General features: G+C 45.3%; 18 protein-coding genes and 1 other annotated feature. Of the genes, 2 read left to right on the top strand and 16 right to left on the bottom strand.

Translation table 11 applies throughout. The features are described from left to right. Window positions 1-25: 25 nt before the first annotated feature. The 12 genes from MH144_RS24755 to MH144_RS24700 all read right to left on the bottom strand — a co-directional run bounded on the left by MH144_RS24755 (window position 26) and on the right by MH144_RS24700 (window position 10,673). Window positions 26-1,066, bottom strand: a complete 1,041-nt coding sequence (locus MH144_RS24755) for an NAD(P)H-dependent glycerol-3-phosphate dehydrogenase (RefSeq protein WP_239304988.1) — start codon at window positions 1,064-1,066, stop codon at window positions 26-28. Further along, window positions 1,059-1,682 (bottom strand): glycerol-3-phosphate 1-O-acyltransferase PlsY, encoded by a 624-nt coding sequence (gene plsY / locus MH144_RS24750; protein WP_239304987.1) that lies wholly within the window; start codon window positions 1,680-1,682, stop codon window positions 1,059-1,061. Before plsY ends, MH144_RS24755 begins: the two co-directional genes overlap by 8 nt. Before the next feature lie 11 nt (window positions 1,683-1,693). Continuing rightward, the gene (gene der / locus MH144_RS24745; protein WP_239304986.1) at window positions 1,694-3,016 is read right to left on the bottom strand and encodes a ribosome biogenesis GTPase Der; all 1,323 of its coding nucleotides are present in this window, start codon (window positions 3,014-3,016) and stop codon (window positions 1,694-1,696) included. A 183-nt stretch (window positions 3,017-3,199) separates the two neighbouring features. Then, window positions 3,200-4,414, bottom strand: a complete 1,215-nt coding sequence (gene rpsA / locus MH144_RS24740) for a 30S ribosomal protein S1 (protein ID WP_095292903.1) — start codon at window positions 4,412-4,414, stop codon at window positions 3,200-3,202. A 146-nt stretch (window positions 4,415-4,560) separates the two neighbouring features. Further along, a complete protein-coding gene (locus tag MH144_RS24735) occupies window positions 4,561-5,148 on the bottom strand; it encodes a lysophospholipid acyltransferase family protein (RefSeq protein WP_239304985.1) in 588 nt (195 codons plus the stop codon). Then, on the bottom strand, window positions 5,145-5,849 hold the full coding sequence (cmk, locus tag MH144_RS24730; protein ID WP_239304984.1) for a (d)CMP kinase: 705 nt from the start codon (window positions 5,847-5,849) through the stop codon (window positions 5,145-5,147). The genes MH144_RS24735 and cmk overlap by 4 nt, the downstream gene beginning before the upstream one ends. A gap of 395 nt (window positions 5,850-6,244) precedes the next feature. After that, the gene (locus MH144_RS24725) at window positions 6,245-6,898 is read right to left on the bottom strand and encodes a flagellar brake protein (RefSeq protein WP_239305099.1); all 654 of its coding nucleotides are present in this window, start codon (window positions 6,896-6,898) and stop codon (window positions 6,245-6,247) included. A gap of 139 nt (window positions 6,899-7,037) precedes the next feature. Next, window positions 7,038-8,384 carry a germination protein YpeB gene (gene ypeB / locus MH144_RS24720; protein WP_239304983.1) on the bottom strand — a complete coding sequence of 449 codons (1,347 nt, stop codon included), beginning with the start codon at window positions 8,382-8,384 and terminating at the stop codon, window positions 7,038-7,040. Between the two features lie 108 nt (window positions 8,385-8,492). Further along, window positions 8,493-8,663, bottom strand: a complete 171-nt coding sequence (locus MH144_RS24715) for a hypothetical protein (RefSeq protein WP_164764345.1) — start codon at window positions 8,661-8,663, stop codon at window positions 8,493-8,495. A gap of 117 nt (window positions 8,664-8,780) precedes the next feature. Further along, the gene (prsW, locus tag MH144_RS24710) at window positions 8,781-9,476 is read right to left on the bottom strand and encodes a glutamic-type intramembrane protease PrsW (RefSeq protein WP_239304982.1); all 696 of its coding nucleotides are present in this window, start codon (window positions 9,474-9,476) and stop codon (window positions 8,781-8,783) included. A gap of 41 nt (window positions 9,477-9,517) precedes the next feature. Beyond that, the gene (locus tag MH144_RS24705; protein WP_239304981.1) at window positions 9,518-10,132 is read right to left on the bottom strand and encodes a genetic competence negative regulator; all 615 of its coding nucleotides are present in this window, start codon (window positions 10,130-10,132) and stop codon (window positions 9,518-9,520) included. Between the two features lie 187 nt (window positions 10,133-10,319). Next, window positions 10,320-10,673 (bottom strand): hypothetical protein, encoded by a 354-nt coding sequence (locus MH144_RS24700; RefSeq protein ID WP_239304980.1) that lies wholly within the window; start codon window positions 10,671-10,673, stop codon window positions 10,320-10,322. Between the two features lie 93 nt (window positions 10,674-10,766). Between MH144_RS24700 and MH144_RS24695 the strand changes: the two genes are divergently transcribed. Then, a complete protein-coding gene (locus tag MH144_RS24695) occupies window positions 10,767-11,651 on the top strand; it encodes a polysaccharide deacetylase family protein (protein WP_239304979.1) in 885 nt (294 codons plus the stop codon). A 51-nt stretch (window positions 11,652-11,702) separates the two neighbouring features. On the opposite strand, the gene MH144_RS24690 is transcribed toward MH144_RS24695, so the two are convergent. The 3 genes from MH144_RS24690 to MH144_RS24680 are packed head-to-tail and all read right to left on the bottom strand — an operon-like array spanning window position 11,703 to window position 13,536. Next, the gene (locus MH144_RS24690; RefSeq protein ID WP_239304978.1) at window positions 11,703-12,443 is read right to left on the bottom strand and encodes a metallophosphoesterase; all 741 of its coding nucleotides are present in this window, start codon (window positions 12,441-12,443) and stop codon (window positions 11,703-11,705) included. Between the two features lie 53 nt (window positions 12,444-12,496). Continuing rightward, window positions 12,497-12,946: a hypothetical protein gene (locus MH144_RS24685; protein ID WP_239304977.1), complete on the bottom strand. Its 450-nt coding sequence runs from the start codon at window positions 12,944-12,946 to the stop codon at window positions 12,497-12,499. Next, the gene (locus tag MH144_RS24680) at window positions 12,943-13,536 is read right to left on the bottom strand and encodes a type II CAAX endopeptidase family protein (RefSeq protein ID WP_239304976.1); all 594 of its coding nucleotides are present in this window, start codon (window positions 13,534-13,536) and stop codon (window positions 12,943-12,945) included. Before MH144_RS24680 ends, MH144_RS24685 begins: the two co-directional genes overlap by 4 nt. A 336-nt stretch (window positions 13,537-13,872) precedes the next feature. Next, window positions 13,873-14,104: a binding site (T-box leader), on the top strand. Window positions 14,105-14,302: 198 nt separating this feature from the next. Between MH144_RS24680 and serA the strand changes: the two genes are divergently transcribed. Further along, window positions 14,303-15,898, top strand: a complete 1,596-nt coding sequence (gene serA / locus MH144_RS24675) for a phosphoglycerate dehydrogenase (protein ID WP_239304975.1) — start codon at window positions 14,303-14,305, stop codon at window positions 15,896-15,898. Between the two features lie 66 nt (window positions 15,899-15,964). On the opposite strand, the gene MH144_RS24670 is transcribed toward serA, so the two are convergent. Further along, window positions 15,965-16,708, bottom strand: a 744-nt coding sequence (locus MH144_RS24670; protein WP_239304974.1) for a BclA C-terminal domain-containing protein, incomplete at its 5' end; no start/stop codon positions are given.

The raw sequence follows: 16,708 nt of genomic DNA, 5'->3' as shown, positions 1-16,708 counted from the left end.
TTCTGGTGAGTGAAGCAATGGCGAATCAGGAGTGCCACTGTTCCCATGTTTCCAGTTTCATAACTTCCATTTCGGTCTTGGGATCTCGGCCCATGAGTGCCTCAACCGCATCACGCGGCTCACGATCCTGAAAGAGAACATGGTATAGTTGATCCGCAATCGGCATCTGCACCCCGTATTTCTGAGAAATAAAATAGGCTGCTTTTGTCGTACGAATTCCTTCTACGACCATTCCCATGGAATTCAGCACATCCTCCAGCTTTTGCCCTTGTCCCAGCATGGAACCGGCCCGCCAGTTCCGGCTATGTTGACTTGTCGCGGTAACGACCAAATCGCCGATTCCGGCGAGCCCCGCAAACGTAAGCGGGTTCGCTCCCATCTCCACGCCAATCCGAGTGATTTCTGCCAATCCACGAGTCAATAGAGCAGCTTTTGCATTATCTCCGAAGTCCAGGCCATCTGACATCCCTGCACCAAGTGCGATAATATTTTTGAAGGCACCTGCCAGCTCCACACCAAGCATATCCCGATTCGTATACACACGGAAATAGGCATTCATGAACAAGGCCTGAGCAGCATCTGCTGCAGCTTTGTCCAGTGAAGCCACAACCACCGTTGTAGGACAGCGTTTGACCACTTCTTCCGCATGACTCGGACCCGAAAGTACAACGATATGCCCTTCTTCGCATTCAAGTTCCTCAGAGATCACCGTCGACATCCGTTTGAGGCTTTCCGTTTCAAATCCCTTGGTTGCATGGATTATTAACATATCTGGCGTATAATACGCCTTGAGTTGGTTAACTACCGAACGCATGGCTGAGGAAGGTGCAACAATTAAAACGGCCGAAGCCCCTAGAACGGCATCCCCCATATTAGTCGTTGCCTGAATGCGAGTTGATAACTCTGCACCAGGAAGAAAACGACTGTTCCGATGCTGGTTGTTAATTTCGGCGGCCTGCTCTTCACCACGTGTCCACATCGTCACTTCCAGCCCATTGGCGGCCAGCACACTTGCGAGAGCGGTCCCCCAACTGCCTGCGACCAGGACGGCAACTTTTTTAGACAACGCGTTTTCCACCCCCAGGTTTATTGGCTCCTAATTTATTTTCCTGTCCTCTGGCAAGCTTCGCAATGTTTGTGCGATGTCTCCAAAAAGCAAACAGACAAATAATCAGACTTCCCCAGAATAGATTCATGGAATATCCCGGGAACACTAGGATGAAGATTGGTGTTAGTGCTACAAAAATAAGAGAACCCAGTGAAACGTAACGTGTCAAAACGATGGACAGGATTGCAAAAAATCCGGCAGAGACTGCAGGAACGAATGCAAGAGTGGCGAGTACGCCAATTGCTGTTGCAATTCCTTTTCCCCCACGGAATCGGAAGTAGAGCGGCCAGTTATGTCCTGCAATCGCAGCCACACCACAAATTGCAGGAATCCACTCGGAACCGTCACTAAGCCACACTCCAATCCATACAGCTGCAATACCTTTAAGGACATCCAACAGCAGCACAAGAATAGCCGGTCCTTTACCCAATATTCGCAATGTATTGGTAGCGCCTGCGTTCCCGCTGCCATGCTGACGAATGTCGATCCCCCGTATTGCCTTTGCAAGGAGGACACTAAAGCTGATTGAACCGAGCAAATAGCTCAGTACAATCGCTGCGATTGGTAAAATCACAAACTTCTCCCCTAACCTTCGTCGGACTTCTTCCGAGTAAATATGCGAATTGGCGTACCTTCAAAATCAAACGCTCCGCGGATTTTATTCTCCAGGTAACGTTCATAAGAGAAGTGCATCAATTCCGGATCGTTTACAAAAATAACCATGGTCGGTGGTTTGACAGCAACCTGTGTCACATAGTTAATCCGCATTCTGCGTCCTTTGTCTGTAGGCGGCGGATTAATAGCCACAGCATCAGATACGACATCATTAAGCAAATGCGTCTGAACACGCATAGCATGCTGCTGAGCTACGCGAGTTACCACAGGAAGCAATTTTTGTAAGCGTTGTTTTGTTTTGGCTGACAAAAAGACTACGGGAGCATAAGTCATAAACAGGAAGTGATCCCGAATTTTTTTCTCAAACTCATTCATCGTTTTATCCGTTTTATCTACCACGTCCCACTTATTCACAACGAACAGGGAAGCTTTACCGGCTTCAAATGCATAACCTGCAATATGCTTGTCCTGTTCAATGATGCCTTCCTCGCCGTTAATAACGACCAAAACGACATCAGCACGTTCAATGGCACGCATAGCACGCATTACACTGTATTTCTCGGTAGTTTCATACACTTTACCGCGTTTACGCATACCTGCCGTATCAATCAGCACGTAACGCTGCCCATCTTTTTCAAACGGGGTATCAATGGCATCGCGCGTCGTTCCGGCTACATCGCTTACGATAACGCGTTCCTCACCCAAGATAGCATTTACCAATGAAGATTTACCTACATTTGGACGTCCGATTAGAGCAACGCGGATGACGTCTTCATCGTATGTCTCTTCTTCAAGTTCAGGCAATTTTTCAACGATTGCATCCAGCAAATCACCAATACCCGTACCATGACTTCCGGATACACCGATGGGATCTCCAAATCCAAATCCGTAAAACTCGTAAATGAGCTCACTTCGCCCAATATTATCCACTTTGTTAACGGCTACAACAATGGGCTTGCCTGAGCGGTACAACATCTCTGCGACTTCTTCGTCAGATTGCGTAATTCCTGCTTTTGCATCACACATGAATACAATAACATCCGCTTCTTCAATGGCGAGCTCTGCCTGCATCCGAATTGATTTAAGAATGACATCCTCGCCGTCGATTTCGATACCACCTGTATCGATAATACTGAATGGTTTACCGTTCCATTCACCGATTCCGTAGATCCGGTCACGGGTAATACCCGGCTTGTCTTCCACAATGGCCAGTCTGTCGCCGATAATCCGATTAAAAATAGTGGATTTACCCACGTTCGGTCGCCCGACAATTGCCACAACGGGTCTTGCCATACATTCCACTCCTCCTGTCCATACTTACGTTACTCATCATAGCAAAAAACACATGTCTTGGCTAACCTTTCATGCCAAGAATGCTCACAATAACAACAATCGGCGAACCCGCTGGGGCTCGCCGATCTTGCTTTTATTGTTCAGCAAAATATGCAGTATAACTAAGAACCATGCATGAATAACTTATTTGAATTTGCTGAGTTTGTCACCGAAACGTTCGCCGAGTGTGATACTCATACCTTGATTGCTCAAGGAAACGTTCGGGTTGTTGATTTCTTCACGTGGAGCGTTGTTTCTAGCAGGTCTTTCAGCTTTTGGCGCTTGGGCAGGAGCTTCTTCTGTTTCTTTAATGCTCAGGCTTACACGTTGCTCAGCAGGGTTCATGTCGAGAATCTTAACTTGAACTTCCTGACCTTCTTTCAACACTTCGTGTGGAGTGCCGATATGTTTGTGGGAAATTTGTGAAATGTGCACAAGTCCCTCAACACCAGGAGCGATTTCAACAAATGCACCGAAATCAACCAGACGTTTAACAACACCTGTTACGATATCGCTAGTGTTGAATTTCTCGCCAGCTGTTTCCCATGGTCCTGGTTGAACAGCTTTCATGCTCAGGCTGATTTTACCTTTTTCCGGGTCAACTTTCAGCACTTTAACGCTGACTTTGTCACCTTCGGAAAGGACATCGGATGGTTTGTCCACATGCGTCCAAGCGAGCTCAGAAACGTGAACCAGACCGTCAACTCCGCCTACATCAACGAATGCTCCGAATTGAGTCAAACGTTGTACTGTACCTTCGATAACTTGGCCTTCTTGCAGACCAGCCATAACCTCAGCTTTGTTAGCTTCGAATTCTTGCTCAAGAACGTCTTTTTGGGAAAGGATCACTTTGTTGTTCTCACGATCGATCTCTTTCACTTTAACGCGCAGTGTGCGTCCTTTGTAGTCGCTGAAGTCTTCTACGAAATGGCGTTCAACCATGGAAGCCGGGATAAATCCACGTACGCCCACGTCTGCTACCAGACCGCCTTTCACCACGTCAGCTACAACAACTTCGAATACATCTTGGTCTTCAAAATGCTTTTGCAATTGATCCCAAGCGTTTTCGCTGTCGATTGCACGTTTGGACAGAACGAGTTTTTCCTTCTCGTCGTCGATGCTAAGTACTTTAGCTTCAACTTCTTGTCCAACTTCTACTGCATCAGACGCGCTGTCAACATGCAATGAAGACAGTTCGCGAATTGGAATTACACCGTCATATTTATATCCAATGCTCACATAGGCTTGGTTATCTTCCAATTTGACGATGGTTCCTTTTACGGTATCTCCTTTTTTCAAGGAAACGAATTGATCCAACTCATCTTGGGTTGCTTCTTGATTTTTCATTTCTTCCGACATGTCAAATACCCTCCTCAATTCAAAAACCCCATTATATTCAAACCTGCCTGTAGCAGAGTTCAAAACACTTTCAACGCTGAATGGCTCGGATTAGTTTCCCTCAAAAATATGGAAACAATGCATTCAGACTTTCGGCGTAGAACAAATTATTTGCTCGGTACGCCTGTTTTCACCATTTCATTAATTTTGGACATAATCTTTTCAGTTGCTCTTTCCAGTGCGTCACCGGAAGGATCTTCCTTAAACTCGTCCAAAGTCACCGGTGCTCCATACACAACTTTCATCTTACGAAAAAGCTTGTAGTTGCCGATAATAGCAGTAGGGATAACGGTAGCACCACTCCGAAGAGCGAAGCTCGCTGCACCTTTTTTGCCGATGCCTCCATCGTTGTGCCGGCTCCCGGATGGGAAAATGCCGAGCACTTCACCGTTACGCAAAATGTTTAGTGAAGTTTTGATGGATTCCTTGCTAACGCCTCCACGCTTAACGGGAAACGCGCCCACAGCCTTAATGATCTTCCCAAGTACCGGAACATCAAACAATTCACTTTTGGCCATGAAGCGTACCTGCCGGCGAATTTTAATACCTACCGTTGGAGGATCAAAGTTACTGATATGATTGGAACATAAAAGTACGCCGCCCTCTTGCGGGATATTCTCCCGTCCAACTGCTTCCAGGCGGAAAAGAATGGTGTAAATGATCCGCAGTAATGTGCTGCAAAATGTGTAAATCATAGACCAACCTCTCCTCTGACCATTGTGCAATAAGATACGATTTTGTCAACCACTTCACGAATACTCATCTTGGTTGTATCAAGAACGGTTGCGTCCTCGGCACAGCGAAGTGGGGATATTTCCCGCTCTTCATCCAATTTGTCACGTGTGGCAATGTCTCGCTCTAGTTGCTTCAACGTCAGTCCTTCAGAGGGGTCCAGTTCTTTGAAGCGGCGAAGTGCACGCTCTTCCACACTGGCAGTCATGAAGATTTTCACTTCCGCATCGGGCAATACTGTCGTTCCGATATCGCGTCCATCCATGACGACGCCCTTGCGCAAAGCCATTTGCCGCTGAGTATCCACTAATTGCGAACGCAGCCCCTCGATTTGCGCATATCGGGACACGATCCCCGTAACTTCACGGGAGCGGATTTCCGAGGTTACATCTTCCCCGTTACAGAACACTTTCTGTCCACTCGGGTCCGGCTGTAAATCAATGACCAGTTTGTGGGCTTCTTGAAGTACCTCTGTTACATTATCCGGAGAAATCCCTTTCCGAATCATGTATAGGGTTACCGCACGGTACATTGCGCCAGTATCGACGTAAATATAACCGAGCGCCTCTGCAACCAATCGGGCCACGGTGCTTTTCCCGGCACCAGCAGGTCCGTCAATTGCAACGTTCATCTTCCCGTTCTCTGATGTGTTCTGGCTTGCCAACGGGGCATTCCTCCTCAAACGATAAGCCTCAATAAAAAAACAGGCATTGCCTGCATCGTGAAAATTATACCACACTATACACATGGATGCAAAAACAGCCAATTCAGTAATGTTCCCTTTCTGTTGAAAGCTCCATATGAATTGGTGTTCCCTCCATCCGGTCTATCAGGGTCACATTTCGCTTGAAATATGGAACCTGAAGCAGCAATTGGTATATTACCAACAACAAGAATAAAACTGTAATTAGCTGAAAGAGTCTTCTTTCCATTCGTTTGGAGAACACGTAGTACAGGCGCTCATATCTTCGGGATATACGTCGGTGATTCATACCCAGATACCTCCGTTTTTCCCCTTACGTTTCCCGCCATATTTCCTTTTTATTCAAAAAATATGCCCTACTTCGTACGATAATCAAGCTGCCGTTCAAAGCAAAACTTAATGATTTTTTGACGCTCCGAGTCTGTGATCTGCGTAAATTTCAACATGCAGAGCTGTCTGCCAGACTCCAGGGTTTTAATGCGAACGACTTCAGCTTCGAAAGCCACATGCTCAATCGTAGAATTCCGATAGGGAACCAGCAACCAGCAGTTCAACTTTTGTCCTTCCGCGATCGGGAAGTTTGGTTCTCCATATATAGACAAGCCCCCGCCACCTATATCCTCGGTCAATCCCACGGCACGAGTCAGATCTTCGGCTTGAATGGCTAGTTCAAGATTCGCATGAACACGTAAGAAGCTGCGTCGTTGTATTTTCGAGATATCGTCAGGCAGCGGCTTGCGTATACGCACAAGTCTTACCACATCTTCTTCAAAACCGGTCACGTACGTATTGAAATAATGTCTGACGCCATCTTCAGTGATATAAGAGATGGACAGTTCTTCACCGAAATATAATCTTTTCAAACGACTGCTACCTTGTTGCATTGGTACTTCAATTAAAAAACTTTGGTCATCCATGTCTGCTATACGGGATTTGTATTCCTTGCTCTCTTCTTTTTCATCTGCTGAGGCAATTTGGATGTGTAAAATTTCATTAATTTTCGGATACAAGCTCTTCACCGCCACCTTACTATTCATCATCGTATGTACAAGGACTATTATACCATGACCTTTCTCATAGCGGATAACAAAAAAACAGACCACAATGTGGTCTGTTTCGTATACATTTCATGTGTTTCGGCTTTAAATTCTACGAAGTTGCATTCACTGGTTTAATTTCTTCAACCGCTTCTTCGACGCCTGTATCAGCGTTGATATAAATTCGGTATTTCGTGCCGTTGATACGGCCACCGAATTCATAACATAACACTTCCTTGCTGTAATCATTCTCAATTAATGATTTGCGTGCATAGCTCTCCTCGAATTCAGGATTAAGCTTTTTGCGAGCCTGTGCTTCCGTAAGAGCCGCTTTTGGTATTTGCCGCTGTTTCTGATGCTCATAGACATAATCACTTGCCTGGAAGCCTGTAACGTCTCCTGTGTCCAGACCAACGCGTACAGACATTTTCTCCGGATAAAGCAAGGTATCCCCTTGTTTGCGAACATACGTTAAGTTTGCTAAGTTACCGTACTCATCGTAGTTTACTGCTTTCATATTTTTGTAGCCTTTGTTAACGAGGAATTGATCCGCTTTGGCCATGGCATCTGAACGTGAGACCTTCTTGGCGCCGATTGGTCTAGTATCGCTGTAGGAAATCAGCATGCCCCCATTGCGGGTAAAATCCATCATCAACTTGCTTTCTTTGCCTTGATTAATCGTAGCGGTATAGGACTCCCAATCCGTACCTTTACCATTCTCCTGAACCTGGATCTTGTTGCTGTCTGCATTCGAGAATTTCGCAGCTTTGCTTTTAATTTGTTCTTTTGACACCGGAATACCATCCAGCTTTTTGACTGAACGCTTTGCATAAATGCTGGATACCGAAGGGCCCCAATCCAGTTCAGGATACTCCTGTACTTTTTTGTTCACCGTCCGAAATCCATCGACAATGGTATTATCCATTGTTTTTTCTTCTGTAGCCATGGCCGTTTCGGCATCCATCCAGCGCAAGCGGTCAGAAAGTACTTTTTGCTGGACTTCCTGTAGGTTTTTAGTGATCTCGGAGGAATTCTGGTACAGACTTTTTAGGTTGCCCACTTCCTTCTCACTTAGTGGCTCATTGGTTAAATCACGCATGGATGCCTGATATGCAAAGTTTGAGATTCGAGAAAGAAATTCCTCCGTCTCGTTAAAAGGCAGCATGGTTAGTGGCAGTTGGTTAATCTCATTTTGCGCCTCGCTGGTAAGCCGCCACACATTCATCAGACCTTTACGGTGCATACCCTGGGAAGTGGAGCTCACCGCCAGTGTATTACCGATTTCAGAGTGCAGCTTGTCCATATGGAAAGACAAATCATGAAACGCACGCTGATACTGATTCTCCGCTTTGATCAAGATCGCATTTTTCTCCTGGTTCTCCTGGTATCCCCATACGAGGGCACCGATCAGCAGTACTGCAAATATCGGAAACATGACTGAACTTAAACGTTTATACATCGGTAGAGTCTCCTTTCATCTGAACCACTATCTATATTGTGGATCGAAGAAAGTCCTCTTATGCATCGGTTTTCCAGCCGGCACAATGTTTGACTCTTTACGAGCTGTTTAGTTCATTTGAATCCAAGACGTACCGCCATCTTCTTCAATTTCAAATTGATCCCGATTGTCACACAGACACTGCTTAAATCCGGTCTCAATTCGCCCTCTTTCTTTTTTGCCGCGCAGCGTAAACCGCTCTCCGCACTGTTTGCATCTGATTTTAATTTTTATCCTCATTACGCTGTCCCCGTTTCTGTTGATCATTCCCCGGGAATTCTTTAGCTTGGAAACAAAAAAACACACCGGGGCATCAGGCGCAGTACGCGCTCCATGTCCACCAGTGTGTCCGTATTTCTATAATTTAATCTCTTCCTCCCGTTTCACAAATCGAAAAGGAGAGCGGTTGTTAGCCCGCGTAATTTTGCCCATGGCTCCATACCATAATCCCGCCATTAGCGGTGCTATGAACCACAACCAGTAGTTTGTCATCGTGTTCATGATGACATCGTACAGCGCATGCCAGAAAAATGGAAGCAGTAAGGAGAGCATCAAGAACCAACGTTTCTTCTTACCATCCGTAAACTTGGCCCGCCCCATGTAATACCCCATAATCACCGCAAACATGGCGTGTCCTGACACAGGAAGTAATGCACGGAGAAACATGGCTGAGACGGATGCATTCCCCGCAAAGGCATACAAAACATTCTCCACCGTAGCAAAACCAAGTGAAACAGCAACGGCGTATAGAATTCCGTCATATGGCTCATCAAACTCCGTGTGATTATAAATGATATGGTATAACACAAACCATTTGACGAATTCCTCAACCCCGCCAGAAATGAGAATTGACTCAACGTAAGGGTTATCTCCGAGCCAAAGCATCATACCTCGTTGAATAATCATCACAGGCAACACCATCAAAATACCCATGACGAATACTCTTAGTACCATATGAAGTGGCTCAGAATCATAACGGTCTTTCAGATAAAAATATGTTAACAAGGCGAGACCCGGAGCTACTGCTGCCGCTAAAACCGAAAACAAAAGCACCGAAATTCCCTCCTCTGACTAAGACGCGTTTGCAATTGATTTTAATCCTGACGTTTGAAATGGGTGCAGATCACTTCAATAGCCTGTTCAGGCATAATGACTTTGCCATACTCTTCCATTACTGCTGGCGTAACCGAAGAACCCTCACCAAATTCAGCAAGCAGCGCTATTAACGCAGCATGTTTGGTGGTATCGACTTCGTCCGGTTCCAGATGCAGGAACCACTTATCTTTATAGGAATAGAGTCTTCCCGCATTCGTTACATGTTGACGCAACATATGTGCAGCCTCAATCAAGACTTCAAAATCCTTAAAGGCATATACAATGGAATCACTCTGCTCCAGTGTAACTTCCATCTCATAAACTTCTTCAGGCAGATCATCCTCATTGCCCGAACCATATTGTTGCGGATCATATTTCCCACGCGTAACAATGACCACCATTCCTTGAGCGGGAAGTGCGAATACTTCGACAGCAAGTGGACCTGTAGCATCGAACCCAAGTTCGGAATATGCCTGATCCATCATTTCAGTGAACAGTTCATGAACTTTAGGTATTTCCTGCCACATATCTTCTTTTTGTATTCCGCGCTCGCTCAGATCGTCAAAGGTCAGGAAAATCCGTATCTTATCGTGACTTAATCGTTCTATTTTCATACAGGATCTCCCCTTTATAAGCAAGTCTTATAACAGATTATGAAGCACAAAACAATATGTGCTGAAAATAAATCTATGTAGTTATGTTATCATTTTATACCTGCAAATGCACGAAGTAAAATCGACAAAAAAAGAATCAATCCACATCATACAAGACTGTGGTTGATTCTATTCCAGTAGTTTTGGTTTATAAACCGGGTACTGTTGTGTTTGTTTGAGTCAAAATTTGCTCAACTTCTTGTTTAACATCCGGATTGGTGCGAATAAAATCTTTGAGCATGTTCATGTTTTCTTCTCTTTCCTGCGGGGTAATGGCTCTTGCTGTTTTTTTCAATGCACTTTTGTGGGATTCACTATGCTCATTATTCTTAGGGCTGAATCCATCCATGCCTGGAAAAGTCATTTCCATCATCTTGTGCTTGGCTTGGCCCATCATGTTGCCGGACGAGAGTGAAGACAACATGGGAACTTTGCCCTTGGACAGATATGAACTGGCAGCAACGCCAACTACAATCCCCCAAAAAAAGGATGACGCCTTCATTACACCAACCTCCTCTTATGTTAAGATCACAACTAGTGTTTGCGGAAGCACCACATCTCATTCCGCATAAATACAGGAAAGTGAGTTGAAATTATGTTTAGAACGACTGCCACAATCCTTATTGCCGCATGTCTCCTGTTGTCAGCATGTGGAGCACAGGAAGCAACATCTAACGAAAACACCGCTTCTGAGAAAGAAACCGTCTCTCCTGTACCGAGTGAAGAAAGTGCTTCAAACTCCGTGGAAGATGACGAATCTTCGACTCCAGACAGCCTGGAGCAAACAGAAGAAAAAGAGCAAGAAACAGAAGTAACTGAGGATAAAAAAGAACAACACATTGAGAAGACATATCATATGAATGAAAATTATTACATCAAACCCAATGATGAAAACGGTGAGAAGAAGGTCGTTCTCCTGACATTCGATGACGGCCCTAAGGAAGCAGAAATGATTAATGGATTAATTGATACACTGGACAAACATGATGCCAAAGCCATATTTTTCGTTAATGGATATCGTGTCAAAAGCCATCCGGAATTGTTAAAGCTTATTTACGAGCGTGAGCAAATTATTGGCAACCACGCTTGGGACCACGAGGACCTCAAGAAAATGTCCACTGCTGAAGCTGCCAAGCAGGTAACGGATGTTCAAAACATCGTCAAAGAAACGATTGGTGTGGAGCCTGAATTTTTCCGCCCTCCGTTTGGTTCTGGTAATGACGCTTTGAAAGAAACAGTCAAAGAAAATGGCATGTTATACATGACATGGTCCAACGGATCGCTGGACTGGGACAAGAGCACCCAGAACAAACCCGATAAAGTCATTCAGAACGTGCTTGATCAGTTAAATCCCGGAAGTAATATATTGATGCATGAACTTCCTTGGACTGTAGAAGCCCTAGATGATTTGTTAACAAAGCTGGAGAACAAGGGATATTCTTTTGTAGATCCTCGTTCAATAGAGCTTCAAGCCAGATGACAATATAGATAAACAGCCCTGATCCATATAGATCAAGGCTGTTTTATTTTGTTATTTTTTTAATTTTAATGTAATCTTGTGCATCTCGGCTGGACAGCATAACCTGAGCGGCAAATGATTCGTTCCATAACCTCTGCTGACCAGCATTTTGCCATCCGGATCACCGTTCAACCGTTTCAAGGTGTACCATCCGTTCGACACATTCCGGTAAGTTTTGTTAAGAAAAAGTGGTCCAAGAAACGGGATCACCAGTTGTCCCCCGTGTGTATGCCCACTTAAGACAAGATCAGCATAATCGTGAACACTCTTTGCCTGAAGTGGATCGTGAATTAATACAATCAAGCAATCATTCCTGTCCTTTTCGGTGAGGTGATTACTGAGTTCTCGAGACCGATAATCCGCACCGGCGAGCTTTATGCTGGAATCACCTTGTTGAAGAGACACAACCTGATCCTGTAGAAGCCGAATCCCAGTTTCCCGGAAAATCCGAGCCAACTGAGCCGTTCCCGCATGTTTGTCATGGTTTCCATAAACCGCATAAGCGGGTGCGATATTGGTCAGTAGTTGCATATTGTGTCTGACGATAGACCATGAAATCCCCTTTTCCGCCACATCTCCACCGATCAGAACCCAGTCCACCTGGCCTAATAATGGCTTAATGTCCTCCTGCCTCAATTTTCTCTTATGAAGGTCGGATACATACAAAATGACGCTTCCATCAAACGAAAGGGGTAAACGGTTTACTTCAACTTCATCCTCCACGACCCGGTGGAGGTGCGCTTCGCGCCACATATGAACTATTAATATGAAAACCACCATCAACACAGAAGCAAACCAGACTATCATTACCAAGGCCAAGGAAGAAATGTGTTTAGTGGCGGAGCCCCTTTTATGCCCCACCAGACAAGGCTGATCGTGAGTAAAACAAAAATAAAGATGAGTGAATTGACAAATCGTTTACTTAACCGCAATCTGCGTGAAGGATGAAGCTCGGTTCGGGTAGGAAGTGAACCTGCTTCCGTGACCGTTTCATCGGTCGCTTTTCGCGAAGATTTGGAACGTGCTGGAGCCCGGCTGGGGAGCACTGGGCTTTCCAATTCTGAAGCATACGACTTGCGTTGTGATCTTGGTACGGATACGGTGGACAATGATGCCCCCGACCCCTCCAATGCAGCAGCCGGTTCAGCAACCAAGTTCACTTGAGGTGCCGAAGTTCGCTCGGTTTTCTCTGTTTTGTCCGAGTGACGGTGGCGCTGACTACCATATGTCTTCATTCTACTTAATTGCTGGTTCATGATCCCCTCCGAAAACGTATCGCTAATCCGGACACCAAATCAATAATAAAGTGACATAATATCGGCGCCCACAATGTGCCGGATTGCAAATAAATCCAACCCAATCCATAGCTTGAAACAAATACCCAACCTGTAGGAATCCAGTGGCGAAGATATCGAATATGAATTACTGCAAACAATATGCTAGTCCAGTAAGGCCCAATGGCATGCTGAATGGCTCCACGAAACAACAATTCTTCACAAATAGCGACAATGGCTGCTATACATACGATATGCCAGATGGGGCGAGACCTGAACAGCATATCATTGATTCCTCCGTCATCCATGCTCTCCTGAGGAATGACATAGGACAGAACCAAATCCATGACCAGCATAATGCCAGCAAGACCAAGCCCCCACCAAATAAAATGAACACTTTCAGGCCAAGCAAGCACGTCGAACAGATTTCGCTTCTGCAATAAAATCCATATAACTCCTATGATCAGAGTTAAACCTTGTGTAAAGTATAGATTGATCAGAAGCAAGCGCTCGGTAAGCTGCTGTGGTTCAGCCTTCTGAATCTTAAACTTGGAAAACTTTGATTTTTTCATCGCCTGCGTCTGTCCTCTTACTAGATATTTGATGGATAACCTACTTGGCTGCCCAATCGGATAGTATACTAAATGATAGCCAAAAATCCAAATTGGTTCAAGACCTGCCTCAAGTCCCGGTTTCCTATCCTTTGTTACCCGAATTTCGGGCTCATCGTAACGACTCATTTATTTTTTTAATCTTTAAATTCACTACTACTTTTTATAATATGATTTAGGCATCTTCCATAGTAAACCGCTGATAAATGAACGTGATCCAAGTCATCTGCATTAAAACATTTATGCCTATTGACATGGTCATGTTAGCCATGATACATTATGAAAAAATTAGTCACGTTAAACACGATGATGGAAAAAAGATGTTGCTTTGTTCTTACAGAGAGCCGATGGACGGTGCAAATCGGTGGCAGGCAATGGATCTTGAGCGTTCCTGAGTTATTGCATTGAAATTGGAGTAGGTGCAATCGGTTTAGAGCCGTTATCCTCTTCGGTCTTTATTGACCGCGAAGACTGTCGTTGCGAAGCGGCAGTGAATTAGGGTGGTACCACGACAACTCTCGTCCCTTATTGCGCAAGCAGTATGTGGATTGAGAGTTTTTTGATTTATTTTTAGGAATATACGTGGGGGCCACTCTATTATTACACCTCTCCCCTCTGCTGCGACACCGCGTTGTTGAGCGGAAGAATGAACCTGGTTTTAAGGAACACCTCATGGCTGAGGTAAGTCCTTGACGATATAGATACACATACTAAGGAGGAAGAAACCATGTACAAAGTGTTAGTATCGGACCCAATCAGTGATCTGGGTATTCAGCAACTGGTGGATGCAAATGATGTTGTAGTTGAGAAAAATACCGGTCTTAGTGAAGATGAGCTTGTAGCTATTATTGGAAATTATGACGCCCTTCTCGTTCGAAGCCAAACTCGTGTTACCGATCGTATTATGGCCGCTGGAACAAATCTCAAGGTCATTGGCCGTGCAGGGGTTGGGGTGGATAACATTGACCTGGAGGCTGCCACTCAACGCGGTATCATCGTTATTAATGCGCCTGATGGTAATACCATCACGACATGTGAGCATACATTTGCCATGATGATGGCATTGGCACGTCACATCCCACAGGCTTACGCCAAAACCATTCAAGGTACATGGGATCGTAAAACCTTCTTGGGTGTGGAACTCAGAAATAAAACTCTGGGCGTACTCGGAATGGGACGAATCGGTAGTGAGGTTGCCAAACGCGCCAAAGCCTTTGGTATGGATATTCTCGCATATGACCCGTTTCTGACCCAGGAACGCGCTGAGAAACTTCAAGTTAAACTGGCCAGCGTGGATGACATCATTCGTAATGCCGACTTCATGACGGTACACACTCCTCTGACACCTGAAACTCGTCACATGATCTCCCGTGCACAATTTGAAATCATGAAAAAGGGTATGCGCATTATCAACTGTGCTCGTGGCGGAGTCATTGATGAAATGGCTCTTGTGGAAGCGATCGATGAAGGTATTGTTGCAGGTGCTGCATTTGACGTATTTGAAAGCGAGCCACCAGCACATGATCACCCTTTCTTGAACCACCCAAGTATCATCGTTACGCCTCACCTGGGTGCATCCACCGTGGAAGCACAAGAAAATGTAGCGATTGATGTATCGGAGCAGGTTCTTCATATTTTGCGGAATGAACCGTTCAAAAACGCTGTAAACATGCCAGCTGTTGCGCCAACGGTTATGAACAAACTCCAGCCGTACTTTAAGCTTGGTGAAACCCTGGGTAGCTTTGCAGCCCAAATTACACAAAATGCAGTGCAAGAGATTCGAATTGACTATGCAGGTGACCTTTCAGAAGTAGATACGTCGCCTCTCACTCGTTACATTGTTAAGGGCATTCTCGCAAGACATCTGGGCGGAGAAGCAAATATCGTTAACTCCATGCATCTGGCCAAAACCCGCGATCTGAATGTGGTTGTAAGCCAAACATCCACAACCAAAGGGTTTACTAACCTCATCACAGTTACGTTGGTAACGACACAAGAAGCAGAGGAACGCCGTGTAGCTGGTACGCTGCTTGCTGGTTACGGAGAACGGATCGTACGCCTGGACAAATTCCCGGTTGATATCGCTCCAGAAAGTCACCAAATTTTGATCTCCCATAACGATAAGCCAGGTATCATCGGACGGGTAGGTACGCTGCTTGGTCAAAATGATGTCAACATTGCCTCCATGCAAGTGGGACGGAAAATTATCGGTGGTGCTGCAATCATGATTCTGACTGTGGATAAAGCAGTTCCAAAAGATGTCCTTGTCCAGCTTACAGGTCTGCCTGAGCTTAATACAGCTGTTGAAATTGTTCTTGAATAGATGCCACATCGTGCATAGATAGTCAAAAGAGACGATCCCAGAAGGGTTCGTCTCTTTTTTTCTAATTTAGCTTAATCGAATAATGTTAAGTGTTGCACCCGGAGGTGACAGTACTGCTGTTGCAACCAAACCAAACAATTGCAGTTGAATGGTTGATCCAGCTGTGACGGTTACAATAAAGTCGGTTGCTAATTGGCTAAGAGAAAGTACGGGCGAGATTACACTTGGTGGAGCTACAGCACCATTCAGCAGTATCCGAGATTGGACAGCGAGCGCTGCAGTAAGATTGATTTTGTAACTAATATAATAACGTCCTGCCGTAGCGAGAGTAAACGTATCACTGGTTCCATTCACGGTAATTCCGGTACCAATGTTTTGATTATTAGGCAGAGCTACAGCCGTTCCGCCCAAAAGAACAAGAATTGTACCACTTGTATTCTCTGCGTATGATGAAGCCGCTGTAACTGACGTTCCTGTTACACCTGTGGCGCCAGTTACTCCTGTGGTCCCGACACCTGTAGCTCCTGTTATGCCAGTCGCACCCGTCTCTCCAGTTGCACCTGTAGCACCTGTAAGTCCCGTTGTACCTGTGGTTCCTGTTGTACCTGTTGCTCCACTACTTCCCGTAATACTTATCCCGGTTGCCCCAGTTACTCCGGTTACGCCTGTTGTACCTGTAACGCCGGTCGCTCCTGTTACACCAGTTGTTCCTGTCGCTCCAGTACTTCCTGTTACACCTACACCAGTCGATCCTGTTATACCGGTACTTCCCGTTATGCCTACTCCAGTAGCTCCTGTTATACCGGTCTC

Origin of the sequence: Paenibacillus sp. ACRRY, from assembly GCF_022346995.1 — a bacterium.
Lineage (GTDB): Bacteria > Bacillota > Bacilli > Paenibacillales > Paenibacillaceae > Paenibacillus.
This window is presented reverse-complemented; position numbering and strand designations above follow the sequence as displayed.

Coding starts and splice junctions, on each gene's coding strand:
- der (WP_239304986.1), bottom strand. CDS start 3,016: ATGGCAAGACCCGTTGTGGCAATTGTCGGGCGACCGAACGTGGGTAAA.
- rpsA (WP_095292903.1), bottom strand. CDS start 4,414: ATGTCGGAAGAAATGAAAAATCAAGAAGCAACCCAAGATGAGTTGGAT.
- MH144_RS24735 (WP_239304985.1), bottom strand. CDS start 5,148: ATGATTTACACATTTTGCAGCACATTACTGCGGATCATTTACACCATT.
- ypeB (WP_239304983.1), bottom strand. CDS start 8,384: ATGTATAAACGTTTAAGTTCAGTCATGTTTCCGATATTTGCAGTACTG.
- MH144_RS24715 (WP_164764345.1), bottom strand. CDS start 8,663: ATGAGGATAAAAATTAAAATCAGATGCAAACAGTGCGGAGAGCGGTTT.
- MH144_RS24705 (WP_239304981.1), bottom strand. CDS start 10,132: ATGAAAATAGAACGATTAAGTCACGATAAGATACGGATTTTCCTGACC.
- MH144_RS24700 (WP_239304980.1), bottom strand. CDS start 10,673: ATGAAGGCGTCATCCTTTTTTTGGGGGATTGTAGTTGGCGTTGCTGCC.
- MH144_RS24695 (WP_239304979.1), top strand. CDS start 10,767: ATGTTTAGAACGACTGCCACAATCCTTATTGCCGCATGTCTCCTGTTG.
- MH144_RS24690 (WP_239304978.1), bottom strand. CDS start 12,443: ATGTGGCGCGAAGCGCACCTCCACCGGGTCGTGGAGGATGAAGTTGAA.
- MH144_RS24685 (WP_239304977.1), bottom strand. CDS start 12,946: ATGAACCAGCAATTAAGTAGAATGAAGACATATGGTAGTCAGCGCCAC.
- MH144_RS24680 (WP_239304976.1), bottom strand. CDS start 13,536: ATGAAAAAATCAAAGTTTTCCAAGTTTAAGATTCAGAAGGCTGAACCA.
- serA (WP_239304975.1), top strand. CDS start 14,303: ATGTACAAAGTGTTAGTATCGGACCCAATCAGTGATCTGGGTATTCAG.